The organism is Burkholderiales bacterium (assembly GCA_035543335.1).
GTDB lineage: Bacteria > Pseudomonadota > Gammaproteobacteria > Burkholderiales > JAHFRG01 > JAHFRG01.
In genome coordinates this window covers 13,445-32,534 of sequence record DASZZH010000021.1, presented here as the reverse complement: position 1 = coordinate 32,534, position 19,090 = coordinate 13,445, and the positions used below count along the sequence as shown (strand labels likewise).

The 19,090-nt window shown below is 57.6% G+C and carries 12 protein-coding genes and 1 tRNA gene; 4 read left to right on the top strand and 9 right to left on the bottom strand.

From position 1 onward, the window contains the following. Positions 1 to 664: 664 nt before the first annotated feature. The 3 genes from msrA to VHE58_04220 all read left to right on the top strand — a co-directional run bounded on the left by msrA (position 665) and on the right by VHE58_04220 (position 2,678). Positions 665 to 1,342, top strand: coding sequence for a peptide-methionine (S)-S-oxide reductase MsrA (gene msrA, locus VHE58_04230; protein HVS26489.1), 678 nt, complete (start codon positions 665 to 667; stop codon positions 1,340 to 1,342). 173 nt (positions 1,343 to 1,515) lie between these two features. Beyond that, on the top strand, positions 1,516 to 1,800 hold the full coding sequence (locus tag VHE58_04225) for a hypothetical protein (GenBank protein ID HVS26488.1): 285 nt from the start codon (positions 1,516 to 1,518) through the stop codon (positions 1,798 to 1,800). A gap of 134 nt (positions 1,801 to 1,934) precedes the next feature. Beyond that, on the top strand, positions 1,935 to 2,678 hold the full coding sequence (locus VHE58_04220; GenBank protein HVS26487.1) for a ferredoxin--NADP reductase: 744 nt from the start codon (positions 1,935 to 1,937) through the stop codon (positions 2,676 to 2,678). 219 nt (positions 2,679 to 2,897) lie between these two features. Here the strand turns inward: VHE58_04220 and VHE58_04215 are convergent, their stop codons facing one another. The 3 genes from VHE58_04215 to VHE58_04205 form a co-directional block, all read right to left on the bottom strand. Beyond that, the gene (locus tag VHE58_04215; GenBank protein HVS26486.1) at positions 2,898 to 6,257 is read right to left on the bottom strand and encodes an autotransporter domain-containing protein; all 3,360 of its coding nucleotides are present in this window, start codon (positions 6,255 to 6,257) and stop codon (positions 2,898 to 2,900) included. Next, positions 6,254 to 8,434 (bottom strand): hypothetical protein, encoded by a 2,181-nt coding sequence (locus tag VHE58_04210; protein ID HVS26485.1) that lies wholly within the window; start codon positions 8,432 to 8,434, stop codon positions 6,254 to 6,256. The genes VHE58_04215 and VHE58_04210 overlap by 4 nt, the downstream gene beginning before the upstream one ends. Before the next feature lie 2,049 nt (positions 8,435 to 10,483). Beyond that, positions 10,484 to 10,576 (bottom strand) — tRNA-Ser (locus tag VHE58_04205). Positions 10,577 to 10,682: 106 nt separating this feature from the next. Between VHE58_04205 and mltF the strand changes: the two genes are divergently transcribed. Further along, positions 10,683 to 12,125 carry a membrane-bound lytic murein transglycosylase MltF gene (mltF, locus tag VHE58_04200; protein HVS26484.1) on the top strand — a complete coding sequence of 481 codons (1,443 nt, stop codon included), beginning with the start codon at positions 10,683 to 10,685 and terminating at the stop codon, positions 12,123 to 12,125. A gap of 2 nt (positions 12,126 to 12,127) precedes the next feature. Here mltF and serS read toward each other — a convergent pair whose 3' ends face one another. The 6 genes from serS to VHE58_04170 all read right to left on the bottom strand — a co-directional run bounded on the left by serS (position 12,128) and on the right by VHE58_04170 (position 18,900). Further along, the gene (gene serS / locus VHE58_04195) at positions 12,128 to 13,453 is read right to left on the bottom strand and encodes a serine--tRNA ligase (GenBank protein ID HVS26483.1); all 1,326 of its coding nucleotides are present in this window, start codon (positions 13,451 to 13,453) and stop codon (positions 12,128 to 12,130) included. A gap of 31 nt (positions 13,454 to 13,484) precedes the next feature. Then, positions 13,485 to 13,850, bottom strand: a complete 366-nt coding sequence (locus tag VHE58_04190) for a GxxExxY protein (GenBank protein HVS26482.1) — start codon at positions 13,848 to 13,850, stop codon at positions 13,485 to 13,487. Positions 13,851 to 14,048: 198 nt separating this feature from the next. After that, a complete protein-coding gene (locus VHE58_04185; GenBank protein ID HVS26481.1) occupies positions 14,049 to 15,368 on the bottom strand; it encodes a replication-associated recombination protein A in 1,320 nt (439 codons plus the stop codon). Next, positions 15,361 to 15,978, bottom strand: a complete 618-nt coding sequence (gene lolA / locus VHE58_04180; GenBank protein HVS26480.1) for an outer membrane lipoprotein chaperone LolA — start codon at positions 15,976 to 15,978, stop codon at positions 15,361 to 15,363. The genes VHE58_04185 and lolA overlap by 8 nt, the downstream gene beginning before the upstream one ends. Positions 15,979 to 15,980: 2 nt before the next feature. Next, complete coding sequence (locus VHE58_04175) at positions 15,981 to 16,559, bottom strand: DUF4124 domain-containing protein (GenBank protein ID HVS26479.1); 579 nt, start codon at positions 16,557 to 16,559, stop codon at positions 15,981 to 15,983. A gap of 25 nt (positions 16,560 to 16,584) precedes the next feature. Beyond that, entirely contained in the window at positions 16,585 to 18,900 is a 2,316-nt protein-coding gene (locus VHE58_04170) for a DNA translocase FtsK 4TM domain-containing protein (protein ID HVS26478.1), read from the bottom strand. Positions 18,901 to 19,090: the final 190 nt, after the last annotated feature.

Here is a 19,090-nt window from a genome sequence, read left to right as displayed (position 1 = left end):
CGCATTAAGCGTGCGTTCCAGCCAAACCAACAACGCGCCAGGATTAGCGCGCTTATTGTTACATTTCTTAGAAGTTCTGCAAGTGGAGCCCCTTAACACATCAGGGCAGGAGTTCCGATATTTCCCAATGCCCAGATTTGCTCTGGTTAGGGAGCCGAGCGGGGCTCGAACCCCTCAGGCTACTCGATTGATATGACCTCTCGCCAGTGTCCGCTTTTGGCCGGTTGTCGCCATCTCCGGAACTCTGCTGTGTATGAGAATACGTGGCGGGAGCGCCATCACGCAAGCGGCACGGCCAATTCCCAGAAGTGCCTAGTTTTGCCCTGGTTGGGGAGCCAGTCCAGGCTCGAATCTGCTGGTTTAGGTCCGGGCCAACCGAGCAGGGAAGATGACTTTCAATAAAGTCTTTTATCGAAATCAAAAAAATGGATGCGTGATTGGCCCGACACACTGTCGCGAACCAAGGGACTATAATCGCAGACGGGAGCCGAATACGTTCGGGCGCAAGACGTCTGCGTAAGTAAATCCGTTGGCACCCGACTAACCACACGCTAGGCAGTAAACGGAATGGCCTGTTGTCTGGCAAACGGTGCGCCAGTTAACACAAGGACGGATCGAAGTTTTTTCTCTATCAAATGCGGGAATTGAAACGCAAAGGATTACCATGCTGAACTACAGTCTTAATTGCGCTCGCGCTATCTTATGTTCTCTAGTCCTTTTCCCGACGACGGGCATTTTGGCAAGTAGCGCTGCTAATGCACAGATACCCGATTTCGTGGCTAAGTCCCAGGTTCCGGAATCCAAGGTTGAACAGACAGCGGTTCTAGCGGGGGGCTGCTTCTGGGGCGTAGATGCAGTCTTCAAGCATGTAAAGGGCGTCTCCAGCGTGGCATCGGGTTATTCGGGAGGAAGCGCAGCAACGGCCAAGTATGAAATTGTCAGCACTGGCACGACCGGGCATGCCGAGTCAGTAAAGGTGACTTATGACCCGTCGCAGATTTCTTATGGCCAGCTGCTAAAGGTCTTTTTCTCGGTGGCGCATGATCCAACCGAGTTGAACCGTCAGGGCCCGGATTCTGGAACTCAGTATCGCTCAGCGATCTTCTACGCAAACGAGGATCAGAAGCAGGTCGCTCAGGCTTACATCGAGCAGCTTAACATGGCCAAAGTATTTTCGGGCCCCATTGTCACGCAGGTCGTTCCCTTAAAACAATTTTATCTAGCGGAGGAGTACCACCAAAACTTTCTCGCCCGCAATCCCTATTACCCATATATCGTTATCAACGATTTGCCGAAACTTCTGCAACTTCGCAAGCAATTCGCTGCACTTTATCAACCATAGTATTGATGGCGGAACGCGTTTGAGCTGACTGGTGTTTTCTGGTTCTGGTGCAACAACTTCAGGACCCTACGACGGCTAGTGGTTGTAATGTTCCTTAAATCTCAACGGATGGTGGACCCGAATCAATTTTGCACCAGAACCCCCGGCATGAGCACGTTGAAGAATCCGTTCGCTTGACGGTACTTGCGGTTCTCTTAACTTTTACATGCAGCGCCGGAGTTGCATCGGCACCGAATTATCCGAATAAACCAATCCGCATCATTGTGCCGTTTGCCGCGGGCGGCAGCACCGATATCATTGCGCGCATGATCGGCCAGAAGAAGAGCAGGGCGGCGGGTCCGCGTGCACGCAGGCGCTTGCCTGAACGGGCCGGGGAGGTGCAGTATTTGCCATCACGTGACCTGTCCGCACCCGATGCGCCACACAAACGCGACCACAACGCCGCAATCAACGCCTGATGCGGGCTTCGATGCCCCTCATGCGGGATTTCCAGGCATGACTCGGCTCGCGTGGGGCGGGCAGGGCGGATAGATTTTCCTATCGCTTCGCTATCGGTTAGTCAATCGGACGAACACTAAGGCGTCGCCACACAATGAGTAAATGGATAGAAGGCAAAGTCGTCAACAAAAAGCTTTGGACCAAAGATCTTTATTCGCTGCAAATCGATGCGAATCTCGAACCGTTCCGCGCCGGACAATTCGGGCGGCTTGCGCTCGAAATCAATGGCGACATAGTGGCGCGGCCTTATTCCTTCGTGAATGCGCCGGACGAGCGGCCCTATGAATTCTATTCCATCATCGTGCCGGAAGGCCCGCTTTCTCCGCGCCTGCATGATCTCAATTCAGGCGACAAGGTGCTGCTCGCGCCCAAGGGAGCCGGTTTTTTCACGCTCGCCGACATGCCGCAAAACGAGCACCTATGGTTACTTTCAACGGGGACCGCGCTGGGGCCGTTTCTTTCCATCTGCAAGACCGAGGAAGCGTGGCGGCGTTTCAAGAAAATTGTGCTTGTGCACGCCGTGCGCCATGGCCATGAACTGACCTATCAAGAGACGATAGAGCGCTTAAAGCAACGTCATTCCGATCAATTTCAATACGTTCCATTTATAAGCCGCGAGGACACGGTATTCGCCATCAAAGGCCGCGTTCCCGCAGCGATCCAGGACGGACGGCTGGAAGCGCGCGCCGGCATCGCAATCTCTTCCGAACATTCGCAAGTGATGATTTGCGGCAATCCCGATATGGTGAAAGATACGCGCGCCGTGTTGGAGGGCCGCGGCCTTAAGCTCAACAAGCGCAAAGAGCCGGGGCAAATTTCCGTTGAGAATTACTGGTAAACGAGCGCTCGTACGATTCTGTCAACTTAACATCGATATGAATAGAAAAAGCCGACACGTGGGCGAGACTGTCACTGATGAAGGGCAATTCCCCCAGTGGCTAATAATTTGGGCCGGAAAGCGATGACCGCGATACGAGAGGTGGGATGAGTTCATCCCCCATTAAACCCCCTATCCTTTAACTTGACAATATCGCTACGGGCGTCGCTCAAAATAGAACTAGAACGGAATCGATAGCTTCAGACTAGCGCTATGAAATTCCGAATGCGTAGAAAATTGACCGGTGTAGCTCACCCGGAGGGTTATCCCGTTCACACTCAGCGTATCGACACCGACCGAGAGGTTCGCATAAGTCTTGTCCATTTCGCTCGTCACGGTGAACGGCGCTGTGCCTGCGGGCGCACCTTGTAGTACGGCTGTTATACCTGGAGTGGTGCCCGAAAGAAATTGGGTGACGCCGACCATGCCGAACGGCCGTATCAGAATACCACCACCCGTCTTAAACTCACGGCCGACCTCCAACCCAGGTTGAAGACTCACAAGTGTTTGATCGCCGCTCTTGACATTAAGGTTGGCCGCACCTGCTCCCGTCTCGTTGAAAGCGCTGTGGTACACATAGGTGATGCCGACATCGATCAAAGGCCGCAGATACCAGACCGTATCTTGCCCAAAATCCCGGGATAGCCGCACGTGGCTGGCAGCAAATGTGACTCCCTGATCACTTTGCGCGGTGGTACCGGGCACCAGCAGGTTGACAAAGCGATTGTTGTGGTAGGAACCGTGGCCCACGCTGAGGGATGCCGAGAAGGCAGTCGGGCCCTCGTTTCTCTTTGCAATTACCCCAAACTCAAACTGAGTGCCATCGCTCTCGGCGAGGCTGCCGACATGGAGCGTGCTGGTCTCGAAGGAAATCCCGAATCCCGCGTGCCAATTCTCGTTCACCTCCTTCTGCACCCCGGTAGCAAAGGTGTACGCCTCCCGCTTGAAGCCTATGTTCGAGTCGGTCGGTTGTTGATGCAGGTTGCTCCCCTCCACGCGAATCCAGCTGCACTCGCCTTCGCTCACGAACCGGAACTCGCCATCACGTTTCCTGCAGCTGTGCAGGGCGTCGGAGAAACGCAAGTCCGAGTACATAGTGGTGGTGGACAGCAGCAGAAGGGGTTCAGGGCTCAACTGATTGTAGGCGGTCCCGAGGCTCGCGATATCCGGCATCGAGAAAAGCTTTGCGGCTATGGGTCCGAAACTCGCAGTACCGCCTGCAAGCTGAATGTTATTAACGTAACCACCGATCACGGTCTGGTTGCGGTTAAGCCCGGCAGGCGCGAAGTTGATGCTGTAGCCTAGCGCCACGTCGGTCGCGTTGGGGAAGAGGAGCTGGTAACTTGTCACGGCCGATGGCGCAAAGGACAACCCCAGGCCCGAATTCGTTACGCCTCCTGCTGCCGAGAGAATGGTGACCTGCCGCGCGCCGGGCAGGGCAAAGCCCGTATTAAGAGCGTTGACATCGGTTTTGCCGGCGAGAGTTGCTGTCCCCGTTGTATTCATACGGTCAGCCGCGGCACTGGGACTCGAGACATCCACATCCACGCCATACGCGCCTAAACTGGTCTGTGCGATGTTGCCGGTGAGTGTCGTCGTATAAAGATTCCCTTTGCCTCCCGGTAGAAGCGTGCCGGCGTTGGAAAGCAAGTTGCCGGCGCCGAGATTGACCGTCGCGCCGGAGTTGAAAGTCGCGTCCTCTTTGTTGTTAAAGGCGTTACTGCCGGCGCCGAGATCGACGTTGCCGGTGACGGTACCGAAGTTATTTATCGTTTCGTTTTTGGTGCCACCGATAATCGCCGAGCCGCCGAGGCCGCCTGCTGTCGTGATCGTGCCGTGATTGGTCAATGTATTGTTGGCGCCGTCCTGAAATCGCACGCCTGCGCCCGTGCCTGAACCGCCCTGCACGATGCCGGAAAGTATGTCCACGGAAATGTTTCCGTTGGCGGCCGGCGTGACGCCGATACTTTGCGCGCGAATCCCATCCGCGTTCGCGCCTGAGATGGTGACGTTGCCCTTTACAGTAACATTGACATTGCCGGCTTTATTCTGAGCGACCCCTCCTCCTCCGCTTTGCGCCAGGATCCCGTGGGAGCCGTCCCCGGTAGTAGTGATGTCACCCATGTGGGTCACAGTCACGTCGCTGGCCGCACCGTTGCCGCCGATGCTACCCCAGAAACCCCCGGCTTTACCCCCACCGCCGCCAAGGCTCTGCGCCAAAATACCGTAAGCCTCAACGCCGCTGGTGGTGATATTACCTTTGCTCTCAATGGTAACTTTGCCGCCGTCGCCGGCACCGCCACCGCTGCCGGCAAACCCAAGTGGGTTATTGCCTAAGTCACCGGCATTACCCGCGCAATTGTTACAAAGGTCGCCAAGATCGCCGCCCCCGCCACCGATGCTCTGGGCAAAGATTCCCACCGCGCCCTCGCCGTGGGTCGTAATATTACCGTTATTGTTGACGGTAACATCACCGCCGTTTCCGGAATTCCCGCCATCTCTGCCAAAGGAAACTCCAATGCCTATATTAAGACCAATCGATTTCAAGAACCGCTCCACGTCACCGGAAACGCCGCCACCGCCGCCGACACTTTGCGCGAAGATGCCGTGCGAACGTTTACCATCGGTTGTAATGTCACCGCTATGGGTGACCGCGACAGCGCCGCCGTCGCCGGCGCTGCCGGCACCCCCGGCTACCGATATCTTGCCGAGCAGGCCGGCATCGGCGTTGCCGCCCACACCGCCACCACCACCGATGCTTTGCGCGAAAATCGCCGCCGAATCGTCACCCAGCGTGGTGATCGTGCCGGTGTTCATAACCGTGACATGAGCGCCTTTTCCGCTGCTCCCACCACTGCCGCCAACCGTGGCATCCAACGTTTTTGCATAGCCGACAAAGCCGCCTTTGTGGAGATCACGTAACTCTTCCAAGGTTAGCGCGATTTCCAACCCGTCGTTGACCCTTTCCGGAATGAGACCTCCCAGACCGAGAACACCGTTGCCGCCTGCGCCGCCGCCGCCACCGACACTTTGGGCGAAGATGCCGGGCGATTGCTGCCCGTGAGTGATAATCGTCCCGTTATTTTTTACATTGACTACACCGCCGTCAGCCGATCCGCCGCCGTTGCCGCCGACGACAACTTTAAGATTGATGTTGTTGCCTTCTTTTTCCGGACCGTTGCAAACTGTTTCGTCCGTGCACGACTTCCCGGGCAGCAGAAATGAAAGCGTATTGGCTCTGCCGCCGACGCCGCCACCGCCACCAACGCTTTGAGCATAGATACCGCTGGAATTGATTCCCGAGGTTTCGATTTTGCCTGAGCGATCGACAGTAACCGTGCCGCCAAAGCTGCTGTCGCCGCCAGCGCCGCCGATATTCACACCAAGGTTAGCGGTCGTCCCGCCGGCGGGGGCCTCTTGTCCTAGAATCACCTGAAGGCTGGAACCGCCGTTGCCGCCGCCACCGCCGATACTGTGGGCGAAAATACCCTCAGAGTAATCTCCCACTGTGGTAATGCCGCCGCTGCCGGTTACGGTCACGGCACCGGCATGGTTGCCTGTGCCGCCTTTTCCGCAAGATTGAAGCTGGCATTGATATTAGATCCGGCCTCCGTTTGGCCGGGCAGACCGAAGGCCAGCGTGGCGGCAAAGCCGCCGTTGCCGCCACCGCCGCCGATACTGTCCGCATAGATGCCAACGGACTTGCCGCCCGCCGTGGAAATCGCCCCGTCATTTTTCACCGCAACATCCCCCGCGAAACCGCCACTGCCGCCGAATCCGCCGATGCTGACGGCCAAATTCTTGGACTCTTTTCCGCCCAACGCACCGGCAAAAGTGAATCCACCGTTGCCGCCGCCACCGCCGATGCTTTGGGCGCGGATGCCGTAAGATTCATCGCCGTGAATCGTGATATCGCTAAAGTTGTTCACCGTGACGTTAGCGGAATTACTGCCGTTGCCGCCGTGGCCGCCGATGCCGACCGATAATTGAACATTCTTGGTGTCGGATTGGCACTTGCCCGCCTGATCGCACATCGGGTCCGACGAACTAAAACCGAGCGCGCCGGCGACGGCGAAGCCGCCGCGGCCACCGCCGCCACCAAGGCTTTCAGCATAAATGCCATCGGAGTTCTTTTTAAATGTTTCGATCTTGCCGTGATTTTCAACCTCGACTTCGCCGCCGGCGCCGCCGGCGCAGGTGCTGCCATCACCGCGGCAACCGCCAAGAGCCACCGCAACGTTTCCTGTCTTCTCTCCAGTGCCGAACGATACGTCGAGGGCGAAACCGCCGTTGCCGCCTCCGCCGCCCAAACTTTGCGCATAAATTCCTGAAGAGTCGACTGCCCTGGTCGTTATATCGCCGGAGTTCGTAACAGTTGTTTTTTTTGCATCGCCGCCATCACCACCGTTGCCGCCGACGGCAGCGCTCAAGGCGGCGCCGGTGCCTTCCTTGGGATTGCTGAAGTTAAGCGCGAGGCTGCCGGCGAAACCGCCATTGCCGCCGCCGCCGCCGACACTTTGCGCGAATATTCCATGCGAGCTCTCACCCTTGGTTTCGATGGTGCCGGTGTTGTTGAGGTTGACTAGGTCCGAGGTGACGCCAGGTCCGCCCGCGCCGCCGATCGCAACGGCTAATCCGCCGCTCGTATTACCGCCGCCAGAGAAACTCCCGGCGACGCTAAAACCGCCATTGCCGCCACCGCCGCCCAGGCTCTGAGCGATGATTGCAGGGGAGAGCCGGCCGGTGGTGGTGATATCGGCGTCGCTTTCCACGACCACTTGGTTGCCGCTGCCGCCGGCGCCGCCCGAACCACCCATCGCAAAGCTCCCGGCAAACTTCCCGACCGCGCCGGCGATGCTAAAGCCACCGTTACCGCCGCCGCCGCCGACACTTTGCGCGGCTAGACCATGGGAGCGATCGCCAGTGGTCTCAAGTTTCCCTTCGTTGGTAACTTTCACCTCTGTACCGGCATCGCCGCCTTGTGCTCCCTTGCCGCCGAGGCCGAAGCTAACAAAGGCGCCGACGGCGATGCTATCGCCGCCGTTACCGCCACCGCCGCCAACGCTTTGGGCAAAAATCGCGCTGGAATCCGCTGCCGAGGTTTTGAGGTGGCCGCTATTCTTGACCGTGACTTCTTTGGCATTGCCGCCGCCGCCGTCGCCACCGATAGACACGAGACCTCCACTGGAGCCGCCATCACCGCCGCCGCCGCCGATACTTTCAGCGAAGATTGCAATCGAGCGCTCGCCGCGCGTCGTGATCGCGCCGCTGTTTGTGATCGTCACCTTGCCGCCGTCACTCGTGCCGCTGCCACTGCCGCCGAGAGCGACCAAGCCGCCGGTGTTGCCGCCGTCGCCACCGCCGCCACCGATACTTTGAGCGTAAATTCCACGGGCGTTCTGACCGAACGTCTCGAGCGTGGCGTCGTTGGTGACCGTGACTTCGCCGCCATGGCCACCAGCCCCGCCGGTCCCGCCCACCGCGACTATCGCACCGGCGCCGCCACCGCCGCCGATGCTTTGGGCATAGATCGCATGGGCCCGCTCGCCTCGCGTGGTGATCGATCCGCTGCTTTCGTTCGTGATCGTGACCTCACGGCCGCTGCCGGCACTGTCGCCGTTGCCGCCGTGGGAAAAAAATATGTTGTCAGTCTCGCCGCCGCTACCGCCGAAGCCGCCAACACTTTGGCCGTAGATACCGTAGGAATCATTTCCCAAGGTTTTGATGATTCCCCTGCTGGTGTGACCTTGACCGTGCCGCCATCAGCGCCCTGTCCGCCGCCGCCGGGGCTGCCGGCGAGCCAACCGCCACTGCCGCCCGCGCCGGCGTTGCCGCCCAGGCTCTTGGCCCAGATGCCATGCGCCTTATCGCCTTTAGTCTTAATCTCCCAACTGCCATCGACAACGACAAGGCCGGCTTGACCACCATAACCACCACTAGCTCCTCCGGTGACAAATTCACCGCTGCCGCCGTTACCGCCATTACCGCCTTGACTGAGCGCGATTATCCCGCTGGAAGAGTTGCCAGAAGTGTGGATAGTCGCACTGCCGCGGACTTCGATATTGCCGCCTTTACCCCCAGTCCCTCCTTGAGAACCAAATCTAAAAGTTCCACCGTCGCCGCCCTGACCACCGTTGCCGCCTTGGGTCTGAGCGGCAATTCCCGCCGACTTATCGCCCGTGGTGGTAATGCTTCCATCGGCGGTGACGGAAACAGTACCGCCGGTATTTCCGGGGCCGCCCTGGTCGGAGCCGTGGGAGATGCTGCCGCCCCGTCCATTTGGGCCGCCGCCGCCAAGACTTTGCGCGAAGATGCCGTGCGAAGTTGCGCCAAGGGTTTTGATGTCTCCTTTGCTCGTGACGGTGACGCTGTTTCCGCTACCCCCGGCTGAGGCTTTGGCAAGCAAGCCCTTCACATAGCTTTTCAGGTCCGGCAGGACCGTGCCCGTGGCGGGCTTCACACTCACGCCGTAAACGTCGAAATAAGCCTCCTTCACGATTTTCAACAAACCGGCGGAGTCTTGCTTAGTCACGATCACCACGAGAGTGCCCTCGACATCCGAGAAGCTAGGTGGGATAGATGCGTTTGTCCCGTGCACCATATACTGCACCGTGGTCCTGCGAGTTTCGTTCAATATGAGGTCCGTGGGGGGAATGAAATTAAACGTTCCGTCGGCATTGAGCGTAAAGGTACCGCCGTCGCCCGTAATCGGGTTACCATTCATATCAATGAGCACACCAACGACGGGTTCACCCAGAGTGCCCGGCGAGCCATCGGCTTTTTTATTTTTAACTGACAAGACCGAAAAGGATATGCCGGATGTATTGAGGGGTTCCAGTTTTAGTAAAAAAGCGTTTAATTCCATAGTCACGGAGGCCGGATAACCGGTCGTGCTGCTCTGCGCGGCAATTCCATGAGCATTGTTGCCTGCGGTTTGAATATTGGCGAAGCTATTAACTTCCACGACGCCGCCGGCCACCGCAGGATCACCCGGAATCGGTATGCCGAGGAAAGTGTCGTTGAGAGCTTGGTTTGGAGTTCCCTGGCTTCCAGCAACAATCCCAGCGGCATTGTTGGTATGAATGACGACACTGCTGCCACTGGTCCCGCTTTTGACGGTAACGTCTCTGCCAGCATCATTAGAGAAATTGATGCCTGACGTGCCCGAGGAGGGTTGGATTACGCCCGAAAGCGTATTAACGTTAAGAATCTTCGCAGTGTTCAAGAAGTCGGCCGGCGGAACCGCAGGGCCACTCTGAACGCCGGAAGATAGGTCGCCGGTACAGGTGATTTCACTCGGGCTGTTTGGCGTACGCCCGGCATGCGCGATGCGTGGCGCAGCCATCCAAAGTGCACCTGCCGCAACGGTTCCCATGATAGGAGCGTAGGTACCGCCATTCAACGCGAGCATCAGCGCTGCGGTCAGAAGACGCAGACGCAGGCAATTTCTTCGATGTCCGAGACCCGAATGCGGTCCTTCACAGGACGCAGTTGTGCGGGATGTTTGACTGATCATTCGCCTCGCGTTGCGCGAAGCAAAAATATTTTTCTGACGCATTGCAACCTCCCTTTGCAATCCGGCATTCGACGCCACATGCTAGGGTGGCGGCTGACCTGCTGTCAATATATTGATATTGTGCTACGGCGAATTAAGTATACGCTCCCTGGCTCTGGTGCAACAACTTTCCGACCCTACGACTGGCTGTGGTTTAAACTCCCGTAAAACACGTTAGATAGTAGCTCCGATCAACTTTGCACCAGAACCCTGGCGGAGAGGGTGGGATTCGAACCCACGTGCCGGGTCGCCCCGACCATCTGATTTCGAGTCAGCGCCGTTATGACCGCTTCGGTACCTCTCCGTAATCCGCATTTTACCAGCGAACGCGCATTGCACGAAACCATAAGCTTGCATCGGACCGCTCGGGCGGGTAATGTCGTTTTCGACCAATATCCTGCCCGCTTCTCATGCGCGATTGCTGCAATTTTTCTGCCGGAGTAAAACAACGAGCGCGGAGAATCACGCTGCCGGGCGTTCTTTTCTTGTTTCTCACATCCTGCAACAACGCAGACCAGCCCGTCCCGCCGGTCGGCAGCAGCGGGGAGCTGGTGGTGATTACGCGGGAAAGCCCGACCACGCTATACACCGATCCTCAAGGCCATTACGCCGGGTTGGAATTCGATTTCGTGAGCCTCTTTGCGCAGCAGCTTGGTGTTAAATTCCGCTTTGTCACCTTGCAAGATTTCAGCCAAACCTTGCCCGCCCTGCTCGGGCAAAAAGCCCATCTTGCCGCCGCCGGTCTTGCGGTGACCTCCGAACGCAAAACGCAGCTTGCTTTCAGCGTTCCTTACCAGACCATCCAGCAGCAAGTGGTGTATAACACCGACACGCCGAAGCCGAAAGGCATTCCCGACCTTATCGGCAAGAAAATCGAAGTTGTGGCAGGCTCGAACCACGCCGAGATGCTGCGTGAAATTGCCATCCAGTATCCCCGGCTCAAATGGACCGAGAGGAGCATCCAGGACAGCGAAGAATTGCTAGGCAAAGTCGCCAACGGCACGATTGACTACGCCCTCGCCGACTCCAATCTGGTGGAAGTGGCGAAAAACTATTACCCGAATATCGAGGCTGCGTTCGATCTCGGGCAACCCCAGCAGCTTGCCTGGGCTTTTCCCGGGGACGCCGAACCCTGGCTGATGGAGCGCGCCAATGATTTTTTTGCGCGCATTGCCGAGGACGGCACTTTGAAGCGTCTGCTTGACCGCTATTACGGCCATTTGCAGCGTCTCAATCAGAACGACGTGGGAGAATTTCTGGAAAAGCGCGTGACCGTGCTGCCGCGCTATCGCAGCCTGTTTCAGGAAGCGCAGAAACTGAGCGGCATTGACTGGCGGCTGCTTGCCGCGCTGAGTTACCAGGAGTCGCACTGGAACCCGCTTGCGACTTCGCCCACCGGCGTGCGCGGCCTGATGATGCTGACTTACGACACCGCCGATCAAATGAAAGTCACCGACCGCCTCGACCCGGAACAAAACATTTCTGCCGGTGCACGCTATCTCGTCGAACTCAAGTCAGCCACGTCGGCGCATATTAAAGAACCCGATCGCTCCTGGATTGCACTCGCCGCCTACAACGTCGGCTTTAGCCATCTTGAAGACGCGCGAATTTTGGCGCAGCGTCAGAAACTCGATCCGGATTCCTGGCTGGACTTGAAGAAAACACTGCCCTTGCTCAGCCGGCGGCAGTATTACTCCACGCTCAAGCACGGTTTCGCGCGCGGCGGCGAGCCGGTGATTTTCGTGGAGAACGTCAAGACTTATTACGACATACTGGTGAAATATGAAGCGCCGCTCAACCCGGCGGGGCCGGGTCTTACCAGCGATTTCTCAATCACCCCATTCGATCCGTGAGATCAAGGCGCAAGTTTCTCCACCCCACCCATGTACGGCCTTAGCGCCGCGGGCAGGGTGATGCTGCCGTCGGCATTTTGGCAGTTCTCAAGTATTGCAACCAGTGTGCGCCCGACCGCCAGGCCCGAGCCGTTAAGCGTGTGCACCAGTTCCGGCTTGCCTTTCTCGCTGCGGAAGCGCGCCTGCATGCGCCGCGCCTGGAATGCTTCGAAGTTGCTGCATGAGGAAATTTCGCGATACGCATTCTGTCCCGGCAGCCAGACTTCGATGTCATAGGTCTTCGCAGCTGCGAATCCCATCTCGCCTGTACACAAAATCACCACACGGTAAGGCAGTTCCAGTTTTTTTAGTATGGTTTCGGCATGCGCGGTCAATTCCTCCAGCGCCTGATAGGATTTTTCGGGGTGGACGATTTGCACTATCTCCACTTTGTCGAATTGGTGCTGGCGTATCATGCCGCGCGTGTCCTTGCCGTATGAGCCAGCTTCCGAGCGAAAACATGGCGAGTGGCAGACGAATTTGAGAGGAAGACTTTCTAGCGGCAGGATTTCATCGCGCACGATGTTAGTGATCGGGACCTCTGCGGTGGGGATCAGATATAGACGATTCTTAATTAGGTCCGCCGTTGCCTCATTTGTTAAACTTTGTAAGAAAGACCCGCCAGGAAGTACGCTGAACAGATCTTCCTCAAACTTCGGCAACTGGCCGGTTCCAAGCATGCTCTCAGCATTCACCAAATACGGCGCGTAAACCTCTGTATACCCATGCTCCTGCGTGTGCACCTCGAGCATGAACTGCGCAATTGCGCGGTGCAGACGCGCAAGTCCGCTTTTCATTAAAACAAAGCGCGCGCCGCTGATTTTACTCGCCGCGGCAAAATCGAGCTGTTTGAGCCCTTCGCCCAAATCCACATGATCCTTGACCGGGAAATTGAATTTGCGCGGGCTGCCTACTCTCCGTACTTCAGCATTATCTTCGGGCGATTTGCCGAAAGGAACACTCTCGTGGGGAATATTCGGAACGACCAACAGCAGTTCCTGCAGCTTGCCTTGCAGTTCCTCAAGACGGGTTTCTGCCGCTTTCAACTCATCACCAAGGTTTGCCACTTGCGCCATGATAGCGGAAGCGTCCTCGCCTTTAGCCTTGGTCTGGCCGATAAGTTTGGAAGTCTGGTTGCGCTTCGCCTGCAATTCCTGGGTGCGCGTCTGTAGGGTCTTGCGTTCTTGTTCCAGGGCCTGGAACCGCTCGGTGTCTATGGAAACACCACGAGTTGCAATGCGTTTCGCCACGCCTTCCAGATCGTTGCGCAATGATTGAACGTCCAGCATTAAAAACCTTTAGCCACAGAGCACACAGAGTTCACAGAGAAATTCGTTTTATACCATCAACCAATCGCTTATCTCCAAAGTTGATAAGCAGCGCCCGCTTCAGTCCCGTGGCTTTCAAATAGGAAAGCGTCTGGGCGGTTGCCACTTCCGGCAGCTTGCCAATCGATTTAATTTCGACGACAACCTCATTTTCAACGAGCAAATCCAAGCGCTGCCCTTGAATCAGCAAATCTTTATATACGACGTTAACAGCCACTTGACGTTGGAAATCAATTTGCCGCAACACCAGTTCGTGGCATAACGCTTCTTCATAGATGGATTCGAGAAGACCGGGCCCCAAAATCCTGTGTACTTCAATTGCGGCACTGATTATTTTTTCCGTGAGATCATCCTTCATATTTGTTGTTTTTCTCGGTGTGCTCTGTGATTTCTGTGGCTGATTAGTTTTGCTATTCATTCACGACAAATCTTTAAGCCACAGAGCACACAGAGTTCACAGAGAAATTCTTTCTGATTCGGTTGGAAAACCGCCGCCATTCAACAAGCTCGCCTTTCATATTTGTTATTTTCTCTGTGCCCTCTGTGATCTCTATGGCTAATCAGTTTTTTTGTTTTTCGCTTTTTTGTCGAGCTCGCGTAAATGCTTTAGGCGCTCCGCGATTTTCGCCTCCAGCCCGCGCTCCGTCGGCTGATAAAAATTCTGCGCCGGCATGCCTTCGGGAAAATAATTTTCTCCCGCCGCATAGGCTTCCGGCTCATCGTGCACGTAACGATACTCCTTGCCGAAACCCATTTCCTTCATCAGCTTAGTCGGCGCGTTGCGCAAATGCTCCGGCACCGGGCGCGATTTATCTTCGCGGATAAAGCGGCGCGCGTCATTATACGCCATGTACACGGCGTTGCTCTTGCTGGTCGCCGCGAGATAAACCGCCGCTTCGGCTAGCGCGAGCTCTCCTTCAGGCGTGCCCAGACGTTCGTACACCTCGCAGGCGTCCAGCGCGAGTCTGAGTGCACGCGGGTCGGCAAGCCCTATGTCTTCCACCGCCATGCGCACCAGCCGTCTGCCGATATAGCGCGGGTCGGCCCCGCCATCGAGCATGCGGCACATCCAGTAAAGCGCAGCGTCGGGGTTGGAGCCGCGCACCGATTTATGCAGGGCGGAAATCTGGTCATAAAACGCGTCACCCCCCTTGTCAAAACGCCTTACGGTTTGCGCCAGCACGTTTTGCATGTACTCCGCGCCGATGTCGGTGCGCTGGTCCTGCTGCGCGGCGGTGGCCAGCTGTTCCAGCATGTTAAGCAGACGCCGCGCATCGCCGTCGGCGTAACCCACCAAAAGCGATTTCGCCTCCTCGGCAAAAACGGCAAGGGGCAGAACATGCTTTTTTGCACGTTCAAACAAAATACCGAGCTCCTCATCGGAAAGCGGGTGCAGCACATACACGGCGGCGCGCGAAAGCAGCGCGCTGTTGACTTCAAACGAAGGGTTTTCCGTGGTGGCGCCAACGAAAGTCACCAGCCCCTGCTCGACGAAAGGCAGAAACGCATCCTGCTGCGCCTTGTTGAAGCGGTGCACTTCATCGATGAAGAGAATCGTATGGCGCCCCGATTGTTGCAACACCAATTCCGCCCGGCTCACCGCGTCGCGTATTTCCTTGACGCCGGAAAGCACGGCGGAATGCGCGATGAACTCGGCATTGAACGCCTGTGCCATGAGCCGCGCCAGCGTGGTTTTGCCCGATCCCGGCGGACCCCACAGTATCATCGAGTGCGGCTTGCCGGACTCGAAGGCGAGCCGCAAGGGCTTGCCCTCACCCAGGAGGTGCGTTTGACCGATGACGCTTTCCAGTTTCTGTGGCCGCAGGCGCTCGGCGAGCGGCGCTTGCGGCGCTTTCCTTTGGAATAAATCAGTCACCGAGGACGTCCACGTTTTTGGGCGGGGTGAATTTGAAAAGATCAGGGTTGAGCCTGGGATTGCGTTCAAGGCTGGAAAAACGCAATACCGTGGTCTGCCCGAACTGGTCGCGCAATTCCATCACTTCCAGGTCCAGGCGGCCAAACCCCATGCGCACGCGCTCAAAGGCGCTATCTTTGTTTTTCGGCAACGCCTCAAGCCAATCCAGGCCATCCTTCGTGCCGGCATCTTTCAACGCGAAGCCATTTTCGATTTCATTGCTGCCGGCAAGCAGCGCGGCGGGGCTTGAGCCCAGCCCCTGGTCAAGTTTTTTTACCGTGACCTGATTGAGCTCAGGATCGTACACCCAGAGTTTTTCACCATCGCCGACGATAAGCTGCGTATAGGGTTTTTCATACGCCCAGCGGAACTTGCCCGGGCGGGAGAATTGCATGACGCCGCTTGCCTGCTGCACGCTGCGGCCGTTCTTGTCCAGCAACTGCTGGCTGAACTGCGCTCGCGCCGAGGACGATTGCTGGATAAAGCTTTTCAGCTTGTCGATGCTGGACGCGTGCGCCGGAACCAAGCCGCCCAGCGCCAGCAGCAAAAACAGGGAACACCCGTCCTTCATGTTCAGAGTTTGCGGATTCTTTGAATATCCGCCACCCGGCCGCCCTTGAAGGTGAGGATGGTGGTAAAGGGATCTGACAATGTCGGCAGGTAATAATAAGTCTTGACGATTTCATTGACGGTGTTGCGCAGCACGCTGGTATTTCTGACCCGCTCACCGGTTTGAGGATTCACGCTGTTTACAGTGGACGCGGCGGCGGCGCTGCGCTCTTCGGTGCCTTCGATGGCCTCCTGGTCGGGCTTGCCGGTCCGGATCAGGACTTCCGCCTCGGTCATTCCCCTTTCAATCTGGATGAAGATGTCAAAAGGCAGTCCCCTCACCGGATTCGGAACCTGCACGCGAGGGGACTCAACCGGCTTCTGTTTTTGCAGCCTCTCCATTTGGCAAGGAATGGTGTGGCAACCTTTGTCGTCGTCGGTCTCAACGCCGAACGGACGCACATCAACCTGCCGCGCTGCTTTATCGGGGGGCACCTTTTCCGAATAATGCGTCACGCCGTCATCGTCGACCCACTTATAAACCTCGCCCGCCGCTGTGCCGCTCAACAGGGCACACAGAGCAAAACAAAGCAACTTGTTCATTCGAGCTCCTTCCTCGGCGCACGGCTCAGTACATTGGCTTGCGGGGCGGATAATCCATGTCGCCCGCCGGCGCCAGTACTTCGCGGTTGCCGTTGTTCTGCATGCCCGAAACCAAACCGGCGCGCTCCATTTGCTCAATCAGGCGCGCGGCGCGGTTATAGCCAATGCGCAAATGGCGCTGAACCAGCGAAATCGAAGCGCGGTGCGAATTCAGCACGATGGCGACCGCCTCGTCATACAGCGGGTCGGCTTCCGCATCGGCGGGCAATCCCTCGCCGCCCGATTCGGCCTCCATGCTTTCCAGCACTTCATTCACATACTGCGGCGCCCCCATACTCTTCAGATAGCCTACCACCTTATGCACTTCGTGGTCGGCGACAAACGCGCCGTGCACGCGCTGCGGGTAACCCAATCCGGGCGGCAGATACAGCATGTCGCCCTGGCCGATGAGCGCCTCCGCGCCCACCTGGTCGAGTATGGTGCGCGAATCCACTTTCGCCGACACCTGGAACGCGATGCGGCTCGGGATGTTGGCCTTGATGAGGCCGGTAATGACGTCCACCGACGGCCGCTGCGTCGCCAGCAGCAAATGCACCCCCGCCGCGCGCGCCTTCTGCGCCACGCGCGCAATCAATTCTTCCACTTTCTTGCCCACCACCATCATGATGTCGGCGAGTTCGTCAATCACCACCACGATGAGCGGCAGCTGTTCCAGGGGCTCCGGATTTTCCGGCGTGACGCTGAATGGATTGGCGAGCGCCTTGCCGCCCTTTTGCGCATCGCGGATTTTCTGGTTGTAGCCCGCCAGGCTGCGCACACCGAGACTCGACATCAGCCGGAACCGCCGGTCCATTTCGCCCGCGCACCAGTTGAGGGCGTTCGCCGCCCGCTTCATGTCGGTCACCACCGGCGCCAGCAAATGTGGGATACCTTCATAGACCGAAAGTTCCAGCATCTTCGGGTCAACCAGAATCAATCGCACCTGCTGCGGCGGAGACTTGTACACCAGGCTCAGAATCATCGCGTTGATCGCCACCGACTTGCCGGAACCGGTGGTGCCCGCCACCAGCAAATGCGGCATTTTCTGCAGATCCGCCACCACCGGATTGCCGCCGATATCCTTGCCGAGTGCCAGCGTGAGCGGCGAAGACAAGTCGGCGTAGGCCTGCGAGCTCAGGATTTCGGAGAGCTTCACCACCTGCCGTTCCGGATTGGGAATTTCCAGCCCCATGCAGGCCTTGCCGGGAATGGTTTCGACCACGCGGATGCTCACCACCGACAGCGCGCGCGCGAGGTCTTTCGCCAGATTGACGATTTGGCTGCCTTTTACCCCCACCGCCGGCTCGATTTCGTAGCGGGTAATCACCGGGCCGGGATAGGCCGCCACCACCTTGACCTCCACGCCGAAATCCAGCAGCTTTTTCTCAATCAGGCGGGAAGTAAATTCCAGCGTGTCGGCGGACAGTACTTCGACACTCTCATCGGCCTGGTCGAGCAGATGCAGCGGCGGCAGCGGGGTGTCGGGCAAATTTTCAAACAGCGGCACCTGTTTTTCTCGCTCGACCCGCGCCGACTTGGGAATTTCCGCGACCGGCGGCTGAATGTGGATCGGCTGGTGTTCCTCGAAGCGCTTTTTTTCTTCCTCGACGAATACGTCGCGCTCGGTCACCGCTACCCGGCCCCGGCGCTGGTCCTTCCAGTTGCGCCAGGCGTTGATGACAAAAAGATAAGCGTCTTCAATCCAGCCGCCCAGCCGCTCCATGAGTTTTACCCAGGAAAACCCGGTGAAGAGGGTCACACCCGCGGCGATAAGCATCAGCAGAATCAAGGTGCCGCCGGTAAAGCCCAGGGCCTTGACCGTTGCCTTGCTGAGAATTGCGCCCAGCATGCCGCCCGCGGCCAGCGGCAGGATGACCTTGATGCTGTGAATTCGCAGCGCTTCCATTCCGCTGCTGGCGAGCAGCAGCAAGGCGAAACCGCATGCGGCCACAAAGAAGGAACGGCGGTCGGTAAGGCTTACCGTATCAATGCGCTGGTACCCCCACCAAGTTGCAAACAATAGGAACACCACCCACCAGTAGGCGGAAAAGCCGAAAACATAGAGCAGAATATCGGCAAGCCAGGCGCCCACGGGGCCGCCGAGATTGTGCACGTCTCCGGCACGGTTGGCAGAATGCGACCAGGCGGGGTCCAGCTTGTCGTAGCTCACCAGCACCAGCACCACATAAAGCGCCAGCGCCACCAACATAAGCCACCAGGATTCGCGCAGCAGCGCCGCGAGCCTGGGCGGGAGCGGTTTCCGCTCGTCAGATGATTTGGATCTGTTATAAGGGGAAAGCATCGAAAGGCCGGACCACTCAATCCGTTTTGCCGATTATATCAAGTTGAGACACACGGGTTCCTGTTTCCGGTTCTCTCACGTGAAACAGCCCCTGCTTGGCACAAGCAGGGGCTGTTCCCGGAGATGCCTGGTAACGGTTTGATCTGGCGTGCCACTTGCTCTTTAAGTTGCCCGGCCCGCCGGTAATCCT